13 protein-coding genes are annotated in these 17,183 nt (G+C 71.8%); 11 read left to right on the forward strand and 2 right to left on the reverse strand.

Going from position 1 to position 17,183, the window contains the following annotated elements:
* Positions 1-64 precede the first annotated feature (64 nt).
* The 11 genes from ABH929_RS02465 (at position 65) to ABH929_RS02515 (ending at position 15,056) form a co-directional block, all read left to right on the forward strand.
* On the forward strand, positions 65-2,614 hold the full coding sequence (locus ABH929_RS02465; protein ID WP_404559993.1) for a glutamate--cysteine ligase: 2,550 nt from the start codon (positions 65-67) through the stop codon (positions 2,612-2,614).
* Positions 2,614-4,422, forward strand: coding sequence for an N-acetylglutaminylglutamine amidotransferase (locus ABH929_RS02470; RefSeq protein ID WP_404559994.1), 1,809 nt, complete (start codon positions 2,614-2,616; stop codon positions 4,420-4,422). Before ABH929_RS02465 ends, ABH929_RS02470 begins: the two co-directional genes overlap by 1 nt.
* Entirely contained in the window at positions 4,419-6,368 is a 1,950-nt protein-coding gene (locus tag ABH929_RS02475; protein WP_404559995.1) for a S9 family peptidase, read from the forward strand. The genes ABH929_RS02470 and ABH929_RS02475 overlap by 4 nt, the downstream gene beginning before the upstream one ends.
* A gap of 84 nt (positions 6,369-6,452) precedes the next feature.
* Positions 6,453-7,355: a GNAT family N-acetyltransferase gene (locus tag ABH929_RS02480; protein WP_404559996.1), complete on the forward strand. Its 903-nt coding sequence runs from the start codon at positions 6,453-6,455 to the stop codon at positions 7,353-7,355.
* 124 nt (positions 7,356-7,479) lie between these two features.
* On the forward strand, positions 7,480-8,196 hold the full coding sequence (locus ABH929_RS02485; RefSeq protein ID WP_404559997.1) for a GntR family transcriptional regulator: 717 nt from the start codon (positions 7,480-7,482) through the stop codon (positions 8,194-8,196).
* Positions 8,197-8,287: 91 nt separating this feature from the next.
* Positions 8,288-9,310, forward strand: coding sequence for a sugar phosphate isomerase/epimerase family protein (locus ABH929_RS02490; protein WP_404559998.1), 1,023 nt, complete (start codon positions 8,288-8,290; stop codon positions 9,308-9,310).
* On the forward strand, positions 9,307-10,260 hold the full coding sequence (locus tag ABH929_RS02495; protein ID WP_404559999.1) for a 3-hydroxyacyl-CoA dehydrogenase family protein: 954 nt from the start codon (positions 9,307-9,309) through the stop codon (positions 10,258-10,260). Before ABH929_RS02490 ends, ABH929_RS02495 begins: the two co-directional genes overlap by 4 nt.
* 11 nt (positions 10,261-10,271) lie before the next feature.
* The gene (locus tag ABH929_RS02500) at positions 10,272-11,045 is read left to right on the forward strand and encodes an SDR family NAD(P)-dependent oxidoreductase (RefSeq protein WP_404560000.1); all 774 of its coding nucleotides are present in this window, start codon (positions 10,272-10,274) and stop codon (positions 11,043-11,045) included.
* A 155-nt stretch (positions 11,046-11,200) separates the two neighbouring features.
* Positions 11,201-12,592 (forward strand): MFS transporter, encoded by a 1,392-nt coding sequence (locus ABH929_RS02505; RefSeq protein WP_404560001.1) that lies wholly within the window; start codon positions 11,201-11,203, stop codon positions 12,590-12,592.
* Entirely contained in the window at positions 12,589-14,295 is a 1,707-nt protein-coding gene (locus ABH929_RS02510) for a dihydroxyacetone kinase family protein (RefSeq protein ID WP_404560002.1), read from the forward strand. Before ABH929_RS02505 ends, ABH929_RS02510 begins: the two co-directional genes overlap by 4 nt.
* Complete coding sequence (locus ABH929_RS02515; protein WP_404560003.1) at positions 14,292-15,056, forward strand: triose-phosphate isomerase family protein; 765 nt, start codon at positions 14,292-14,294, stop codon at positions 15,054-15,056. Before ABH929_RS02510 ends, ABH929_RS02515 begins: the two co-directional genes overlap by 4 nt.
* Here ABH929_RS02515 and ABH929_RS02520 read toward each other — a convergent pair.
* Entirely contained in the window at positions 15,053-15,727 is a 675-nt protein-coding gene (locus tag ABH929_RS02520) for a response regulator (RefSeq protein ID WP_404560004.1), read from the reverse strand. The two genes, ABH929_RS02515 and ABH929_RS02520, sit on opposite strands and share 4 nt — an antisense overlap.
* Positions 15,724-16,935, reverse strand: a complete 1,212-nt coding sequence (locus ABH929_RS02525) for a sensor histidine kinase (protein ID WP_404560005.1) — start codon at positions 16,933-16,935, stop codon at positions 15,724-15,726. Before ABH929_RS02525 ends, ABH929_RS02520 begins: the two co-directional genes overlap by 4 nt.
* Positions 16,936-17,183: the final 248 nt, after the last annotated feature.

The raw sequence follows: 17,183 nt of genomic DNA on the forward strand, positions 1-17,183 counted from the left end.
TACGGACGCGAGTCGGGCGGTGTGCCGCGGCGCGCACCACAGCCACCGCGCGTAGGTTCCAGCCATGAGTGCAGAGCTGACGCTCGGCGCCGAGGAAGAGCTGCACCTCATCGACCTCGAGTCCGGCCGACTTTCCGCGAAGGCCCCGCGCCTTCTGCCCAAGCTGCCCGCCGACCGCTTCGGCGCGGAACTGCAGCGCACGACCATCGAGACGAACACCCCCGTGGTGCGCACCCTCGACGACCTGCGGCGGGTGATCGTCGACCTGCGCCGGGAGCTCAGCGCCGCGATCGCACCGGCCGGGGTGACCATCGCATCGGTGGGCACCGCGCCGCGGTCCGAGTACGCCGACTTCGAACTGACCAGCGGCGGGCGCTACGGCCGGATGCAGGAGCAGTACCGGATGCTCGTCGACGAGCAGCTCATCTGCGGCCTGCAGGTGCACGTCGGTGTGAGCGACCGTGACCTGGCCGTGCAGATCGCGCAGCGCGTCGCCCCGGTCCTGCCGGTGCTGCTGGCCCTCAGCGCGTCGAGTCCGTTCTGGAACGGGCAGGACACCGGCTACTCGTCGTTCCGCAGCATCATCTGGCAGCGGTGGCCGTCGGCCGGCAGCTTCGGTCGGGTGTCGAACGCGGCCGAGTACGACAAGGTGCTCGACGACCTGATCGCCTCGGGGGTGATCGCCGACAAGAAGATGGCGTACTTCGACGTGCGGCCGTCGTCGCACGCCCCGACGCTCGAACTCCGGGTCTGCGACGCCACCCCGATCGTCGACGACGCGGTCCTGATCGCCGGCCTGTTCCGGGCCGCGGTGCGGAAGGCCGAGATCGCCGTCGAGTCCGGCGCCGAGTGGCACCCCCGCAGCGAACCCCTGCACCGTGCGGCGATGTGGCAGGCGGCGCGCACCGGGCTGAGCGGCGAACTGCTCGGCCTCGGGCAGCACCCGGACCGCCTGCCCGCCGAGGTCGCGGTGCGGCAACTCGTCTCGCGGCTCCGACCGGAACTCGAGGAGCTCGGCGACTGGGGCACCGTCACGGACCTGCTCGAGGACACCCTGGCCCGCGGTAACTCCACCGATCGGCAGCGCACCGCGTACGCCGAGCGCGGCGAGCTCGACGACGTCGTCGCCCTGGTGGTCGAGGACACCGCCGGCACCCCGTCCGGCCGGGACGAGGGCCCTGCGGTCGCGGTCCCCGGGTACCGCGTGCGTGCCGGCGACGAAGCGGTGGGACCCGGTGCGCGCCCCCGTCCGGCGTTCCGCGACCTGGCGACGTACTTCACCGCCTGGGACGCCGACACCACGAACGAGCACTGCGCCGCGCGCGACGCCTGGACCCGCGAGCACGAGGTCGGCTTCGTCGTGGACGGCGGGGTGCAGGCGTTCGGGTGCGACCTGGTGCCGCGCACGATCAGCGCGTACGAGTGGTCGCAGCTGGAGCGCGGCCTCGGGCAGCGAGCACGGGCGATCGAGCTGTTCCTGCGCGACGTGTACGGCGAGCGGCGGATCGTGGCCGACGGGGTGATGGACGAGCACCAGTTCGTCGGGGCGAACGGCTGGGACCCCGATGCTGCGCGCCTGCCCGGTCACGCGGTGCGCGCACCCGTGCTCGGCTTCGACCTGGTGCGCAACGAGTTCGGTGGCTGGCGTGTGCTCGAGGACAACGTGCGCTCGCCCTCAGGGGTGGCGTACGGCATCGCACTCCGCGAGCTCATGGACGACGTCGTGCCCGACGCGCCCCGTCCGGCACTCCTGCGCGACCCGCACGGCGTGACCGACCGGCTACGCGAGACGCTCCGCACGAACGCGACCGCGGTGACCGGCAACCCGGACCCGGTGCTCGCGCTCGTCAGCGACGGCCCCGCCGCCGGCGCGTGGTTCGAGCACCGCAGGCTGGCCGACGGAGCCGGGCTGCGCCTCCTGGCCGGGTCCGACCTGGACGTCCGTGACGGACGCGTGGTCGACGCGACGACCGGCGACGTGCTCGACGGGCTGTACCTGCGGATCGACCGCGACGTCAGCGCCCTCGACGCGGGGCCGGGGATCCTGGACGCCGCCGAGGCCGGCCGCGTCCACCTGGCGAACGCCCCCGGCAACGCGCTCGTCGACGACAAGGCGATGTACGTCAACGTGCCGGACCTGATCTGGTACTACCTGGACGAGAAGCCGTTGCTCGAGTCGGTGCCGACGTACCGTACGAGCATCGAGGGTGAACGCCTGTCGGTCCTCGACCGCGTGGGTGAACTCGTGACGAAGCCGGTCGACGGCGAAGGCGGTCGCGGGGTCCTGATCGGGCCGAGCGCGAGTGCCCCGGAGGTCGCCGAACGACGGCGCGAGATCGCTGCCGACCCAGCCGGTTGGGTCGGACAGGAAGTGGTGCAGCTGTCGTCGCACCCGACCATCGGCCCCGCGGGCCTCGACCCACGGCACGTCGACCTGCGCGCGTTCGTCTACCTGACCGGCACGGGCGCGGACGACGCGCACCTGGCCGACGTCGCGCTGACCCGGGTCGCACCCGAGGGCAGCATGGTCGTGAACTCGTCGCGCGGTGGCGGCGCGAAGGACACGTGGATCGTGGGATCCGCCGCGAAGGCGGCGGCCGAGGGAGAGCGCTGATGTGTGGACTCGCGGGCGAGATCCGGTTCGACGGCACGGCCCCGGACGTCGGAGCAGTGGCACGGATGACGGGGTGCATGGTGCACCGCGGCCCCGACGGCGACGGACTGTGGGCACGCGGACCGGTCGCGCTCGGGCACCGACGGCTGTCGATCGTCGACCTGTCCACCGCCGGTGCGCAGCCGATGGTGCTGCCCCGGGCCGGACTGACGATCGCCTACAACGGCATGGTCTACAACTACGAGCAGTTGCGTGACGAGCTGCGCGGCAAGGGTCACGAGTTCTTCTCGACGTCGGACACCGAGGTCATCGCGGTCGCCTACTCCGAGTGGGGCGCGGCCTTCGTCGAGCACCTGATCGGCATGTTCGCCATCGCGATCTGGGAGCACGCCAGCGGCCGGCTCGTGCTCGCGCGGGACCGGCTCGGCATCAAGCCGTTGTACGTCGCGGAGGTCCGCGGCGGACTCCGGTTCGCAAGCTCCCTGCCGGCGATCCTGGCGGGGGACGGCGGCGCGGGCAGGACCGGCAGCGGCATCGACACGTCCATCGACCCCGTCGCCTTCGCGTCCTACATGAGCTTCCACTCGATCGTGCCGGCACCCCGCACGATCCTGTCCGGCGTCGGCAAGCTCCCGCCCGCCACCGTCCGGGTGGTCGAGCGCGACGGCACCTCCCGCGACACCGTCTACTGGGAGCCGCGGTTCGAACGCGACCCCGCCAAGGCCGACTGGACCGACCGGGACTGGGAGCAGGCGTTCATCGGGTCGCTCCGCACCGCGGTGGAGCGCCGCATGGTGGCCGACGTCCCCGTCGGCGTGCTGCTGTCCGGCGGCATCGACTCGTCTCTGGTCGTCGGGTTGCTCGCGGAGGCCGGGCAGCAGGACCTCGCCACGTTCAGCATCGGCTTCGAGGCCGCGGGCGGCGAGTCCGGCGACGAGTTCGAGTACTCGGACCAGGTCGCGAAGCACTTCGGCACCGACCACCACCGCATCCACATCCCCTCGTCTCGCCTGCTCGACGGCATCGACGGTGCGGTCGCCGCGATGAGCGAACCGATGGTCAGCCACGACTGCGTCGCCTTCTACCTGCTGTCGCAGGAGGTCTCCCAGCACGTCAAGGTCGTGCAGTCCGGCCAGGGTGCCGACGAGGTGCTCGCCGGTTACGACTGGTACCCGCCGCTCGCGGGCGTCCCCCGCGACCAGGCCGCCGAGGCCTACCGCTCCGTGTTCATGGACCGCCGCTGGCCCGCGCTGCAGGGGCTGCTCGGTGAGCGCTGGAAGAGCGACGACGACACCCCGTCGGCGTTCGTGGACGCTGCGTTCGCCGCTCCGGGTGCGGAGACGAGCGTCGACGCCGCACTCCGCAGCGACACGATGACGATGCTCGTCGACGACCCGGTCAAGCGCGTCGACAACATGACGATGGCGTGGGGCCTCGAGGCCCGCGTGCCGTTCCTGGACCACGAGTTCGTCGAGCTCGCCGGCGCGATCCCGCCCGCGCTCAAGCTGTCGGACGGCGGCAAGGGCGTGATGAAGCGCGCGTCGCGCGGCATCGTCCCGGACAGCGTCATCGACCGCAGCAAGGGGTCGTTCCCGGTGCCCGCGATCCGGCAGCTCGAGGGCCCGTACCTGGAGCGGGTGCGCGCGGCACTGCACGCGCCGGAAGCACGTGAGCGCGGCCTGTTCGACCCGGGTACGGTCGAGCGGATGCTCCAGGACCCGAACAGCACCAGGACCGAGATCGGCGCGAACGCGCTCTGGCAGCTCGGCCTGATCGAGATGTGGTTGCAGCAGCAGGGGGTGCGGTGAACGTGGGTTCCCTCCGGCCTGGAGGCGCGGCGAGCGTCGCGTCGTCGGCCGACGTCCGTCCCTCGGTCACGACCAGGGCCGCGGCCGACCTGGGTGAGCGGCTCGCCGCCGCCTGGGGGTCGTGGGGTCCCACGATGACCCGGAACGCCCGGCGCGTGGCGTTCGTGTCCGACCGGCACGGTACCCCCGAGGTGTTCGTGCAGGACGTCGTCGTCGACGGCGAACTGCCCGAACCGGTCCGGATCGCGCTGTCCGACGACCCGGTGATCCGGGTGTCGTGGTCGTCCGACGGGGAGTGGCTCGCCGTCGCCATCGCGACCGACGGCGGCGTGAAGCAGCAGGTCTGGGTGGTCCGGCCGGACGGCACCGACGCCGCGCAGATCGCCGGTTCGCGGTACCAGCACGCCGAACTCGGCCCGTGGAGCCGCAGTGGGCACCGGGTCGTCATCACGCTGCCCTCGACCGAGGCCGAGCAGCCGGCCCGCTCGTACCTGGTCGACCCGGTTTCCGGCGACCGCGACGACCTGGCCGTCGGCGAACTCATCCACATCCTCGACCTGTCGGTGGAGGAACGGCTCGTCGTGCTGAGCGACGGGCAGCGCGGCCAGGAGTTCGTCGTCGTGGTCGACCGACTGACCGACGAGAGCCACGCCCTGTTCGCCGACGACCCCGACGGGTCCGCCGAGATCGCGTTCCTGCGGCCCTCGCCCGCGAGCGAGACCAGCCCCCTCGTCGCCTACGTCGCCACCGAGGCCGGACTGCCCCGCCGCGGACTCGTCGCCCAGCCGGTCGGTCCGCACGGGTGGCGCGGCACACCCCGCCGGATCGCCGAACGGCCCGACGCCGAGCTCGAGTACCTCGACGCCGACGACGCCGGCCGCACGCTGCTGCTCGTCTGGAACGTCGACGGGCGCAGCGAACTCGACCTCATCAACACCCACGACGCCTCGCGCACCCCGGTGCCGGACCTGCCCGGGTACGTCGTCACCGACCCGGTGCTGAGCCGCGACGGCCGGAGCGTGCTGCTCGCCGTCGAAGGGCCCACCCGACCGCGGGAACTCTGGCGGCTCGACACGAACGCACTCACCTGGAACCGGGTCACCGACGTTCCCGCACTGCCGGACGTGCAGCTGGTCGAGCCGACCCTCGAGCGGTTCACCGCGCGTGACGGACTGGAGCTGACCGCCTGGCTGTACCGGGCGGTGGAGCCGGCCGCGTCGTCGGCGGACGTCGACGGCGCGACGCAGGACGTTCCTCCCGGCCCGCGCGCAGCGCTCGTCCACCTGCACGGCGGACCGGAGTCCCAGGAGCGACCCACGTTCTCACCGCACCACCAGGCGCTCGCCGCCGCCGGGGTGACCGTGTTCGCCCCGAACATCCGCGGATCGTCCGGGTACGGACACGAGTTCGTGCACGCCGACGACCTGGCGTTGCGGTGGAACGCGCTCGCCGACGTCGTCGACTGCGCGCGGTTCCTGGTGACCAACGGGTACGCCGATCGCTCCCGCGTCGCCGTCGAGGGGCGCTCGTACGGCGGGTACGCGACCCTCGCGTCGTTGGCGTTCACGCCCGACGTGTTCGCGGCCGGGGTCGCGGTGTGCGGGATGAGCGACTTCGCGACGTTCTACCGGGACACCGAACCGTGGATCGCCTCGGCGGCCGCGACGAAGTACGGACACCCCGTCGACGACGAAGCGCTGCTCGCGGCCCTGTCGCCGATGCGTGCCATCGACGACGTCACGGCGCCGCTGCTCGTCGTGCACGGCGAGCTCGACACGAACGTGCCCATCGGTGAGGCGCACCAGGTCGTCGCGTCGCTGCGGGAGCGGTCGCACGACGTCGAGTACCTGGAGCTCGAGGGTGAGGGGCACGAGTACCGGCGGGCGTCGTCGCGGGCGCTGCTGGTGCGGCGGATGGTGGAGTTCGTGGCGGCGCGTTTGGCGTGAGGCGCCGGTCGCGGGTTCTCGGAAGGGGCGTCACGGGGTGCAACGATGCGCCGGCGGCGCTCGCCGCGGGCAGAGAATGGTGGGATGACGACGACTGCGCTCATCCGGCCCGGAGAGGTCCTCGTGACCTCGGCAGCGGACGTGGAGCAGGTCGTGCAACGCGCCACCAACAACTACGCCTCCGGGGTCGTCGCGGACACCACCGGGTGGGCCGACGGCGATCGTCGGCGGATCGAGGACCTCGGGTTCCGCGGCGGCGACTCCCGCGGCGAGGCGCTCCGGAAGCTCGACCTGACCATCGCCGACGACGGCACCCCGACGCGGGTGCTCGACGCGCCCGCGATGGCCGCACTGAACAGCCACCACGCGCGGTTTGCCGAGCGCCGTGGCGAGGTCGTGCGGTACCAGACCGACGTGTCGGTGTGGACGGGCATCCCCGCGCAGCCCACGCCGCAGGACTGGGAGGACGTCCGGGCGCTGCTCGGGTCGGGCGGGATGCTCGGCGTCGGTGCCGCTGCCGTCCTGCCGTCGGGGTGGGAGCTGGTCGAGGGCGCCGGGGGCGTGCAGCTGACCGGCGAGGCGATCGAGGGGGTTCCCGACCACGAGGCCGTCGTGCTGACGCCTGACGACGTGCCGGAGATGACCGCCCTGGTGGAGCGGACGAAGCCCGGGCCGTTCCTGCCGCGCACGATCGAGCTCGGCACGTACCTCGGCATCCGGCGCGACGGTCGGCTCGTCGCGATGGCGGGGGAGCGCCTGCACCCGCCGGGGTGGACCGAGATCAGCGCGGTGTGCACGGACGAGGCGTACCGGGGGCAGGGGTTCGGGCGCCGGTTGGTGCTCGCCGTCGCGCACGGGATCCGGGAGCGTGGGGAGACGCCCCTGATGCACGCGGCTGCCGGGAACACCGGGGCGATCGGGTTGTACCAGCACCTCGGGTTCCGACTGCGGGATCGCGGGGCGCCGCGGTTCGTGCGCGTTCCGTGAGCTGCGTCCGGTCCTGACCGTCAGAAGGCGGCGAGGGCACCCCGGAGCAGGTCGCGGGGGATCGCGGCGCTGTACGGAGTGGAGGTGACGGCGTTGAGATTCGTGGATTCTCTAGGATCGACCCATGTCCACGACCATGCCCGGCTTCGGGACCGAACGCATCGCGCAGCTCGGCCTGCGTGACCGCGTGTACGACCGGGTGCTCGAGGTCCTGATGGGCCACGACGTCGAACCGGGCATGCGCCTGTCAATCGACGGGCTCGCCCGCGCCCTCGGCGTCTCCCCGACCCCCGTGCGCGAAGCCCTGGTGCAGCTCGAACGCACCGGCCTCGTCACCCGCGAGGCCAACAAGGGCTACCGGGTCTCCCCGCCCCTGGCCGGCGACCAGCTCGAGGCCCTGTTCGACGCCCGGCTCATCGTGGAGAGCGGTGCGGTCGAACTCGCGGCCCGCGGCGACGTCGACGCCCTGCGGGCGCGGCTCAGCACGGCGCTCGACGAGCAGGCTGCGGTGGCCGCCGAGGTCGCGTCCGTCGGTGCTGCGCACGCCCCGGAGGAGCTGATGGCCCGCTTCTTCCGCAGCGACTGGCAGTTCCACCAGCTGATCTTCGATGCCACGCGGAACCCGTTCCTCGAGGAGATGTCCGAGATCATCACGACCCGTGTGCACCGGATGCGGCAGATCGTCGAGGGTGGTGGTGACGACACCGACCGCGCCGTGCACGAGCACCGGGCGGTCGTCGACGCCCTCGCCGTCGGGCCGACCGAAGCGGTCTCGGCGATGCGGCACCACATCGACGCTGTCCGGCTCCGGTCGCGCGAGGACGCGTCGCACACGAGCTGACTCCGAAGGGGTTGCGCTTCGTGGAGGCACGAGTATCTTTCCTATAGGAAAGAGGTTCGCCGCCGAACCCCGACATGCGAAGGAGCATTCCGTGAGCACACCGCAGGACTGGGTCGACCAGGATTGGGACCCCACCACCTGGACGTCGGACACCTGGCCGATCGCCGCCTGTCTGCACGGCTTCGCCCAGGTCACGCGCGACGGCACTGCGTTCCACGACGCCCCGGCCGAGGTCTGGGACGACGTGTTCGCACAGATCGCCGCCGCCGGGTTCTCGCTCGCCGAACTCGCCGACAGCCACATCCGCCCCGCGGACCTCGAGCGCTCCCGCCGCGACGAGCTGTTCGCCGTCGCGAAGTCGCACGGCATCGGGATCCCCTCGGTGCACCTGCAGCGCAAGAGTGTCATCCAGCCCGGGCACGAGGAGGACAACCTCGCCTACGCCCACCGCACCATCGACGCGGCGGCCGAGTGGGGCATGCAGGTGTTCTCGACGGGCCTGCACCAGCCGTTCACCGAGGCCCAGAAGCGCGCGCTGTGGTTCTGGACCGCGCAGGGTCCCAAGGACCCGGACGACCCGGAGGTCTGGAACGCGGCGGTCAAGCGCCTGCGGGAGCTCGGTGAGCACGCTGCGAGCGTCGGACTGCCGATGGCCCTCGAACTGTACGAGGACACCTACCTCGGCACCGCCGACAGCGCCGTGCGACTGGTCGAGGACATCGGGCTCGACAACGTCGGCCTGAACGCGGACGTCGCGAACCTCATCCGCCTGCACCGGCCGATCGAGGACTGGCGGGAGCTCTTCGCGACGACCATGCCGCACACGAACTACCTGCACGTGAAGAACTACACGCGTGACGAGGCCGGCGACGGCAGCTGGGCGACGAGCGCGCCGAGCACCATGGAGACGGGCCTCATCAACTACCGCCAGGTCCTGCGCGACGCGGTCGCCGACGGGTTCCGCGGGATCGTCATGACCGAGCAGTACGGCGGGGACAGCCTCGGCGTCTGCGCCACCAACCAGCAGTACATCCGATCCGTCCTCGCGACGACGAAGCTCGACGCGACGGCGGCCCCGACTGCAGCAACCAGCACCGAAGGAGCAATCCGATGAGCACCCTCGACATCGCCGTCGTCGGGTCCGGCTACATGGGCGGCGGGATCGCCCAGGTCCTCGCCCTCGCCGGCCACACCGTCCGGATCGCCGACGTCTCAGCCGAGATCGCCGCGTCCAACCGAGCCCGGCTCATCGCAGAGACCGAGCAGTTCGTCGCGGACGGCCTGGTCCCCGCGGACGCCGTGGCACGCGTCGACGCGCACCTCAGCGCAGCCGCCTCCATCGAGGAAGCGGTCGCCGCGGCCGACTTCATCGAGGAGGCCGTCCCCGAGAAGATCGAGATCAAGCACGCGACGCTCCGTCGCATCAGCGAAGCCGCCCGCCCCGACGCGATCATCGGCTCGAACACCTCGACGATCCTGATCGAGTCGCTCGCCGAGGCGGTCGTCGGCCCGGAACGGTTCCTCGGCGTGCACTTCTCGAACCCGGCACCGTTCATCCCCGGTGTCGAGCTCATCCCGCACCCGACCACGAACGAGCACGCGATCGAGGTCGGTGAGACCGTCGTCGCCGCGACCGGCAAGCAGTCGGCGCGGGTGAAGGACTCGACGGGGTTCGTGCTGAACCGCCTGCAGTACGCGCTGTTCGAGGAGGCCACGAAGATCGCCGACGAGGGCATCGCCACCCCCGACGACATCGACACCATCGTGCGGACCACGTTCGGGTTCCGCCTGCCGTTCTTCGGCCCGTTCGCGATCGCCGACATGGCCGGTCTCGACGTCTACGCGTTCTGCTTCGAGTCGCTGCAGACCCGCTGGCCGGAGCGCTTCGCCACCCCGCCGTCGCTGCAGCAGCACGTCGACGCGGGCGAACTCGGCACGAAGTCCGGCGCGGGGTACCTCGAAGTGCCCGCCGACCGGACGCCGGAGCTCGTCGCCTACCGGAACAAGGCGTACGTCGCGATGCAGAAGCTCCTCGACGAGCTCGGCCCGGCACCGATCCACTGACGGGAACGACCATGACCACGAACACGCAGAACCAGGACCACACCGTCGTCCTCACCGGAGCGGCCTCGCCTCGGGGCATCGGCCGGGCGACCGCACACCACCTCGCCGCGGCGGGCTGGAACGTCGGGATCATCGACCTCGACCAGACCGCCAGCGAGCAGGTCGCCACCGAGATCCGCGAACAGCACGGCGTGCGGGCCGTCGGCGTCGGCGCCAACGTCGCCGACGAGACCGCGGTCCGGGCGGCCTTCGACACGATCGAGATCGAACTCCGTCCGGTCACCGCACTGGTGAACCTGGCCGGGGTCTCGTCCGCGCATGCCTACCTCGACCTGCCCGAGGGGGAGTGGCACCGGGTGCTGTCGATCAACCTCGACGGCGTGCACTTCGCCAGCCTGCGGGCAGCGGAGTCGATGGTGCAGCACGGCTACGGGCGCATCGTGAACCTGTCGTCGGTCTCGGCCCAGCGCGGCGGCGGCACCTTCAGCAAGACGCCGTACACGGTGGCGAAGGCCGGCGTGATCGGCCTGACCCGTGGCCTGGCCCGCGAGCTCGGTCCGCGCGGCGTCACGGTCAACGCCATCGCCCCCGGTCCGATCGACACCGACATCATGGGCGGCACCCTCTCCGAGGAACGGAAGGCCGAGATGGCAGCGGACGGCGTGCTGCCGCGCATCGGCACCCCGCGGGACATCGCCGCGGCGATCGCGTACCTGATCAGCGAGGACGCCGGGTTCGTCACAGGCCAGACGCTCAACGTCGACGGCGGCCTGTACATGCACTAGAGCCGACCGGCCACGGATCGCGCGCCGCCCGCGCGACGCGATCCGTGCCTCCCGTCCGACAGGCCGAACGGCCAGACGGCCAGACGGCCAGACGGCCACCAGGCCCGACCGCCGGACGCCCCGAAACCACACCGTGCTCGCAAAGGAGCGAACCCGTGTCACTTCCCCATGCCCCCGCGCTCGGGTCGACGAACGACCCCGGCCTCAAGTCCGCCATCGGCAAGGCGACGAAGCACCTCATGCCGATGCTCGTCATCCTGTACTTCGTCGCGTTCCTCGACCGCACCAACGTCGGGTTCGCCGAAGAGGCCCTGAGCGTCGACCGCGGCATCTCCGACGCGGCCTTCGCACTCGGCGCCGGCATCTTCTTCATCGGCTACGCGATCTTCGAGATCCCGTCGAACCTGCTGCTCAAGCGCTTCGGCGCCCGGTTCTGGCTCGCCCGCATCGCGGTCACGTGGGGCATCGTCGCCGCGCTGTTCGCCTTCACGACGAACGACACGATGTTCATCGTCCTGCGGTTCATCCTCGGTGTGACCGAGGCGGGGCTGTTCCCGGGCGTGATCATGTACCTGTCCGAGTGGTTCCCGAACAAGGTGCGCGTGCGCATGTTCGCGATCTTCTACCTGGCGCAGCCGTTCTCGCAGATGATCGGCGCCCCGTTGTCCGGCGGACTGCTGAGTTTCGGCGACCAGGCGACCCCGTTCCACGGCTGGCAGGTCATGTTCTTCGGCGAGGGGATCCTCGCGGTGCTCGCCGGCATCGCGGCCCTGGTGTTCCTGACGAACAGTCCGCAGCAGGCGAAGTGGCTCGAACCGGGCGAGAAGGCGTCGCTCACCGCCGCCATGGAGCGCGAGGACACCGCCCGAAGCGCGGACGGTCCGACGGGCATCTGGAAGGCCATGGCGAGCGGTCGGGTCTGGTACTTCACGATCATCTACTTCTGCCTGCAGGTCGCCGTGTACGGCACGACGTTCTACCTGCCGCAGCAGGTGTCCTCACTGCTCGGGCAGGACGTCGGCTGGCAGGTCGGCCTGGTGTCCGCGATCCCGTGGCTCGTCGGACTCGTCGCCTGCTACCTGGTCGGCTCGAAGGCGGACTCCGTCGGTCGCCGCCGACGCTGGGGGACCATGTTCTACGTCACGACCGGGCTCTCGATCCTCGGGTCGGCGTGGGCCGGTGCGAACGAGCAGCCGATCCTGGGGATCGTCTTCATCACGCTGGCGGTGGCGAGCTTCCTCGCCGTCGGCCCGATCACCTGGGCGTACCCGACGGCGTTCCTCACCGGGGCGGCTGCCGCGGCGGGCATCGGCCTGATCAACTCGCTCGGCAACCTGGGCGGGTTCGTCGCCCCGATCATGCGCACGGCGATCAACGAGGTGGTGCCGACCGACAGCGGTGCGTTCGGGATCGTCTCGCTCGGGGTCCTGGCGTTCGTCGCGGCGGTGATGATCTTCTGCACGAAGTTCTTCCGGGGGTCGAAGGCGGATGACCTCCTCGACACCTCGCATGTCCGCACCACGACGTCGAAGGAGACGAACGCGTGACCAGACTGTTCAACGACCCGGCGGACTTCGCCGACGAGGCGACCGACGGCTTCGTCGCCGCGAACGAGCGGTGGGTACGGAAGGTGCACGGCGGCGTCGCCCGCGCCACCACCAGCCCCGACCGTACGGTCGCCGTCGTGATCGGTGGCGGCTCCGGCCACTACCCGGCGTTCGGTGGACTCGTCGGACCCGGCCTGGCCGCCGGTGCCGCGATGGGCAACCTGTTCGCCAGTCCCAGCGCCCAGCAGGTGGCCGGTGTCGCACGGGCCGCCGAGCACGGTGGCGGGGTGCTGCTGAGCTACGGCAACTACGCCGGTGACGTCCTGAACTTCGACGCCGCGGCCCGCACGCTCGAGGCCGACGGCATCCCGGTCCGCACGGTCCGGGCCACCGACGACGTGGTGAGTGCGCCCGCGGACCGCGCCCAGGAACGCCGCGGCATCGCGGGTGACCTCTGCGTCTTCAAGGTCGCCGGTGCCGCCGCCGAGCAGGGCCGCAGCCTCGACGAGGTCACGGCCGTCGCCGAGCGCGCCAACGACCGCACCCGGTCGTTCGGCGTCGCGTTCTCCGGGTGCTCGCTGCCCGGCGCCGACGAACCCCTGTTCACGGTGCCCGAGGGGCGGATGGCCATCGGCATGGGCATCCACGGCGAACGGGGGATCAGCGAGACGGACGTCCCCACCGCGCACGGCCTGGCCGAACTGCTGGTGTCCCGTCTGCTCGACGAACTGCCCGACGGCATGACACCCGACGGTGCGCGCGTCGTCCCGATCCTGAACGGGCTGGGCAGCGTCAAGTACGAGGAGCTCTTCGTCGTCTACCGCTCGGTGCAGCAGCGGCTCGCCGACGCAGGGGTCGTCATCGTCGAGCCCGAGGTCGGCGAACTCGTCACGAGCTTCGACATGGCCGGCGTCTCGCTCACCCTGTTCTGGCTCGACGCCGAACTCGAGGAACTCTGGGCAGCGCCCGCGGACACCCCCGCGTACCGCAAGGGCGGCGCCGTCCCGCAGGAACGCGTCGACCCCTCCACCGTGGAAGCGGACGCCGAGGGTGTCGCCATCGGCGCGGCGAGCGACGACTCGCGCGCGGTCGGCGAGCAGGTCGCAGCCGGCTTCGCAGCAGTCCGCGCGCTCCTCGACGAGCACGCCGACGAGCTCGGCCGGATCGACGCCGTCGCGGGTGACGGCGACCACGGCATCGGCATGCAGCGCGGCGCACGCGCCGCAGAGGCCGCAGCCACGGACGCAGTAACCGCCGGCGCAGGTGTCGGTTCCGTCCTGCGGATCGCGGCAGACGCGTGGTCCGACAAGGCCGGCGGAACGTCCGGAGCGATCTGGGGAGCCGCCCTGGAGGCACTGGGTCGCGTCCTCGGGGACGAGGAGCGTCCGACAGCCGCCACGGTCCAGAGCGCGGTGCACGCCGCCACCGACGCCGTCCTCGCGTTCGGCGCGACCGTCGGCGACAAGACCATGGTCGACGCGCTCGTGCCGTTCGACGAGGTGCTCCGCACCCGGGTCGACGCGGGAGCGTCGCTCGCGGACGCCTGGGCCGACGCCGTCAGCGCCGCCCGCGAGGCCGCCGACGCCACCGCGTCCCTCGTGCCGAAGATGGGCCGCGCACGCACCCACGCCGAGCAGGCCGTCGGCACACCGGACCCCGGAGCGGTGTCGTTCGCGCTCATCGTGGAGACCCTCGCACCGTGATCACCATCGGGGTGTCGCTGAAGACGTACTTCTCGCATGCTCGGACCCTGGAGTGGGCGGGGGCCGTCGCCGAGATCGCCCGGCGGCACCCCGCGACGCGGTCGGGAGCGGCAACGCTGTTCGTGGCGCCGACGTTCCCGGCGCTCGTCCCCGTGCGCGACGTGCTGGCCGGGTCGGGGGTGCTCCTCGCCGCGCAGGACCTGTCGTGGGCCGACGAAGGCGCGTTCACCGGCGAGGTCTCGGGCGCCGAACTGCGGGAGATCGGGGTCGACCTGGTCGAGATCGGGCACGCCGAACGACGCTCCCTGTTCCACGAGGACGACGCGACCGTCACCGCGAAGGTGCACGCGGCGTTCCGCAACCACCTGCGTCCGCTCCTCTGTGTCGGGGAGACGACCCGGGCCTCCCGTCCGGGTGCAGCGGAAGCCGTGGCGGAGGTGACCGCGCAGCTCGACCGCGGTGTCTCGACTGCCATCGCTGACGGACTCGCCGGGGCGCTGACCGTCGCCTACGAACCGGTGTGGGCCATCGGCGCTCCCGCGCCGGCGCCGGACGACCACATCGTCGCGGTGCTCGCGGGGATCGAGCAGCACCTCGCCACACGGCCCGAACTGCGCGGGAGCACGGTCCTGTACGGGGGCAGCGCCGGGCCCGGTCTGCTCACCCGGGGTGCCGGACGGATCGGCGGCCTGTTCCTCGGTCGGTTCGCGCACGACCCGGCTGCGGTCGAGGCGATCCTCGACGAGGTCGCAGCGGGCTAGGACCCGTCGCGGGTGCCCGCCAGCCCGTGGTCATGCGCGTAGACCACGAGCTGCACGCGGTCCCGCAGCGAGAGCTTGCCGAGGATGCTCGAGATCTGCGTCTTCACGGTCGACTCGGTGACGTACTCCTTCGTCGCGATCTCGGCGTTCGAGAGCCCGCGGGACGCCCAGCCGAACACCACCCGCTCCCGCTCGGTCAACGCCTGGAACTCGGGCGGCTGCGGAGCCGGTGCCCTGGCGACGTCGGTGCCGAACAGCTGCGCCAGGTCGTTCGGGGCGATGACGGAACTGCCCTCGTGCACGGCCCGGACCGCCGCGAACAGGAACGTCGGGGTGGCGTCCTTGAGCAGGAAGCCGCTCGCGCCGAGCCGGATCGCGGTCGCGGCGGCGGGGTCGAGCCCGAACGTGGTGAGCACGACGACCCGGGGGAGCGGGCCCTCGACGGCGCCGGAGAACAGCTGCCGGACGGTCTCGACGCCGTCCATGCCGGCCATCCGCATGTCGAGCAGCATCACGTCCGGTCGGAGTTCCTGGATGCGGTCGAGGGCCTCGGCACCGTCCGCGGCCTCGCCCACCACCTGCATGTCCTCCTGGGCGTCGAGCACCACGCGCAGACCGGCACGGAACAGCGCCTGGTCGTCGGTGAGCAGGATCCTGATCGGTTCGGTCATCGGACGGGTCCCCCTTGGACGTCGAACGGGACGCGGGCGCGTGCGGCGAACACGTCGTCCAGCGCGGCGGCGTCGAACGACCCGCCGAGTGCGGTGAGGCGGGTGTGCATGCCGTCGATCCCCCGGCCGGAGCCCCCGGTGGTGCCGTCACCCACGACGTTCTCGACCTCGAGCACGACGTCGGCGCTCCGCCAGGTCTCACGGACCACGACGGGCAGCCCCGGTGCGCCGTGCCGGAGCGCGTTGGTCAGCATCTCCTGCAGCACGCGTCGGGCCGCCGTGCCGGTGTCCGGCCGGAGCGGGACCGGGACGCCACGCACCGTGCGGTCGACGTCGACACCGGCCTCGCGGATGCCCATCACGATCTCCTCGAGCGAGCCGGGATCGGTCGTCTCCCCGGACCCGTCGATGTGCCCGAGGACCTGGCGGACCTCGACCAGGGAGCTGCGGGCGGTGCTGGCGATGGTGGCACTGACCTCGCGGATGCGGGCCTCGTCGGCCAGGAACGGGACCGAGTCGGCCTGCGCGATGATCACCGCGAGCGAGTGGCCGACGACGTCGTGCACGTCACGGGCGATGTCCGCGCGGATGCGCTCGGACTCCGCGACGTCGATGGCGCGGGTGGCGGTGGCCTCGGCCTCGGTGGCGACGGCCTCGGCGCGCGACGCGGCAGCTTCTGCGTCGGCTCGACGGACGGATTCGCGGTCGCGCGACCGGAAGGCCCGGACGGCGACCCCGCCCGCCCACACCCCGAGGAGGGCGGCGACCGGTGCGGCCATCGCGAGGAACGCCTGGTCGCGAGGGCCGTTGAGCAGCACCAGGTACCGGAAGCCGGTGACGGCGAGGTAGAACGTCGCCCCGACACCCGCGACGAGCGCGAGCACCCCGGAGAGGATGACCTCGGTCCGGGTCCCGACGACGGCCGCGGTGCCGATGACGACGAAGATGGCGAGGTCGACGAGTGACGGGCGCTCGCCGCCGCCGACCTGGATGATCCCGAGGACGACCACCATGAGCATCGCCGCCGACGGGGAGACCCGACGCAGGGCGATCGCGCCGGCGGCAGCGAGCACGGCGAAGAAGCTCGCGTGCTCGAGCTCGACCTCGAGCGGCAGCAGGAAGACCAACGCCGCGAGGGCCGCCCACGCCACGTCGACGACGATCGAACGGGTGGCGAGCGGCCGGATGAACGTGCGCCGGTCCGTCACGGCTCGATCATCGCATGCCGCCCGCGCCGGGCAGCGCGGACCAGCGTCACGCGCCCGGGGTCATGGCGGCGAGGGCGATGACGGTGGTGGCGACGATCGCGGCACAGAGCAGCAGCGTGGCGATGGTGTGTTTCGTCGAGGACTCCATGTCACCAGACTCGCGGTCCGGAGTCGCCGGGGCATCGGGCGCAGGGGCGAAGCGCTTCGTCCCTGCGGGTGAAGCTCCGCCGGGACCTCCACGCGATCGG

It is taken from the genome of Curtobacterium sp. AB7, from assembly GCF_044909335.1.
Taxonomy (GTDB): domain Bacteria; phylum Actinomycetota; class Actinomycetes; order Actinomycetales; family Microbacteriaceae; genus Curtobacterium.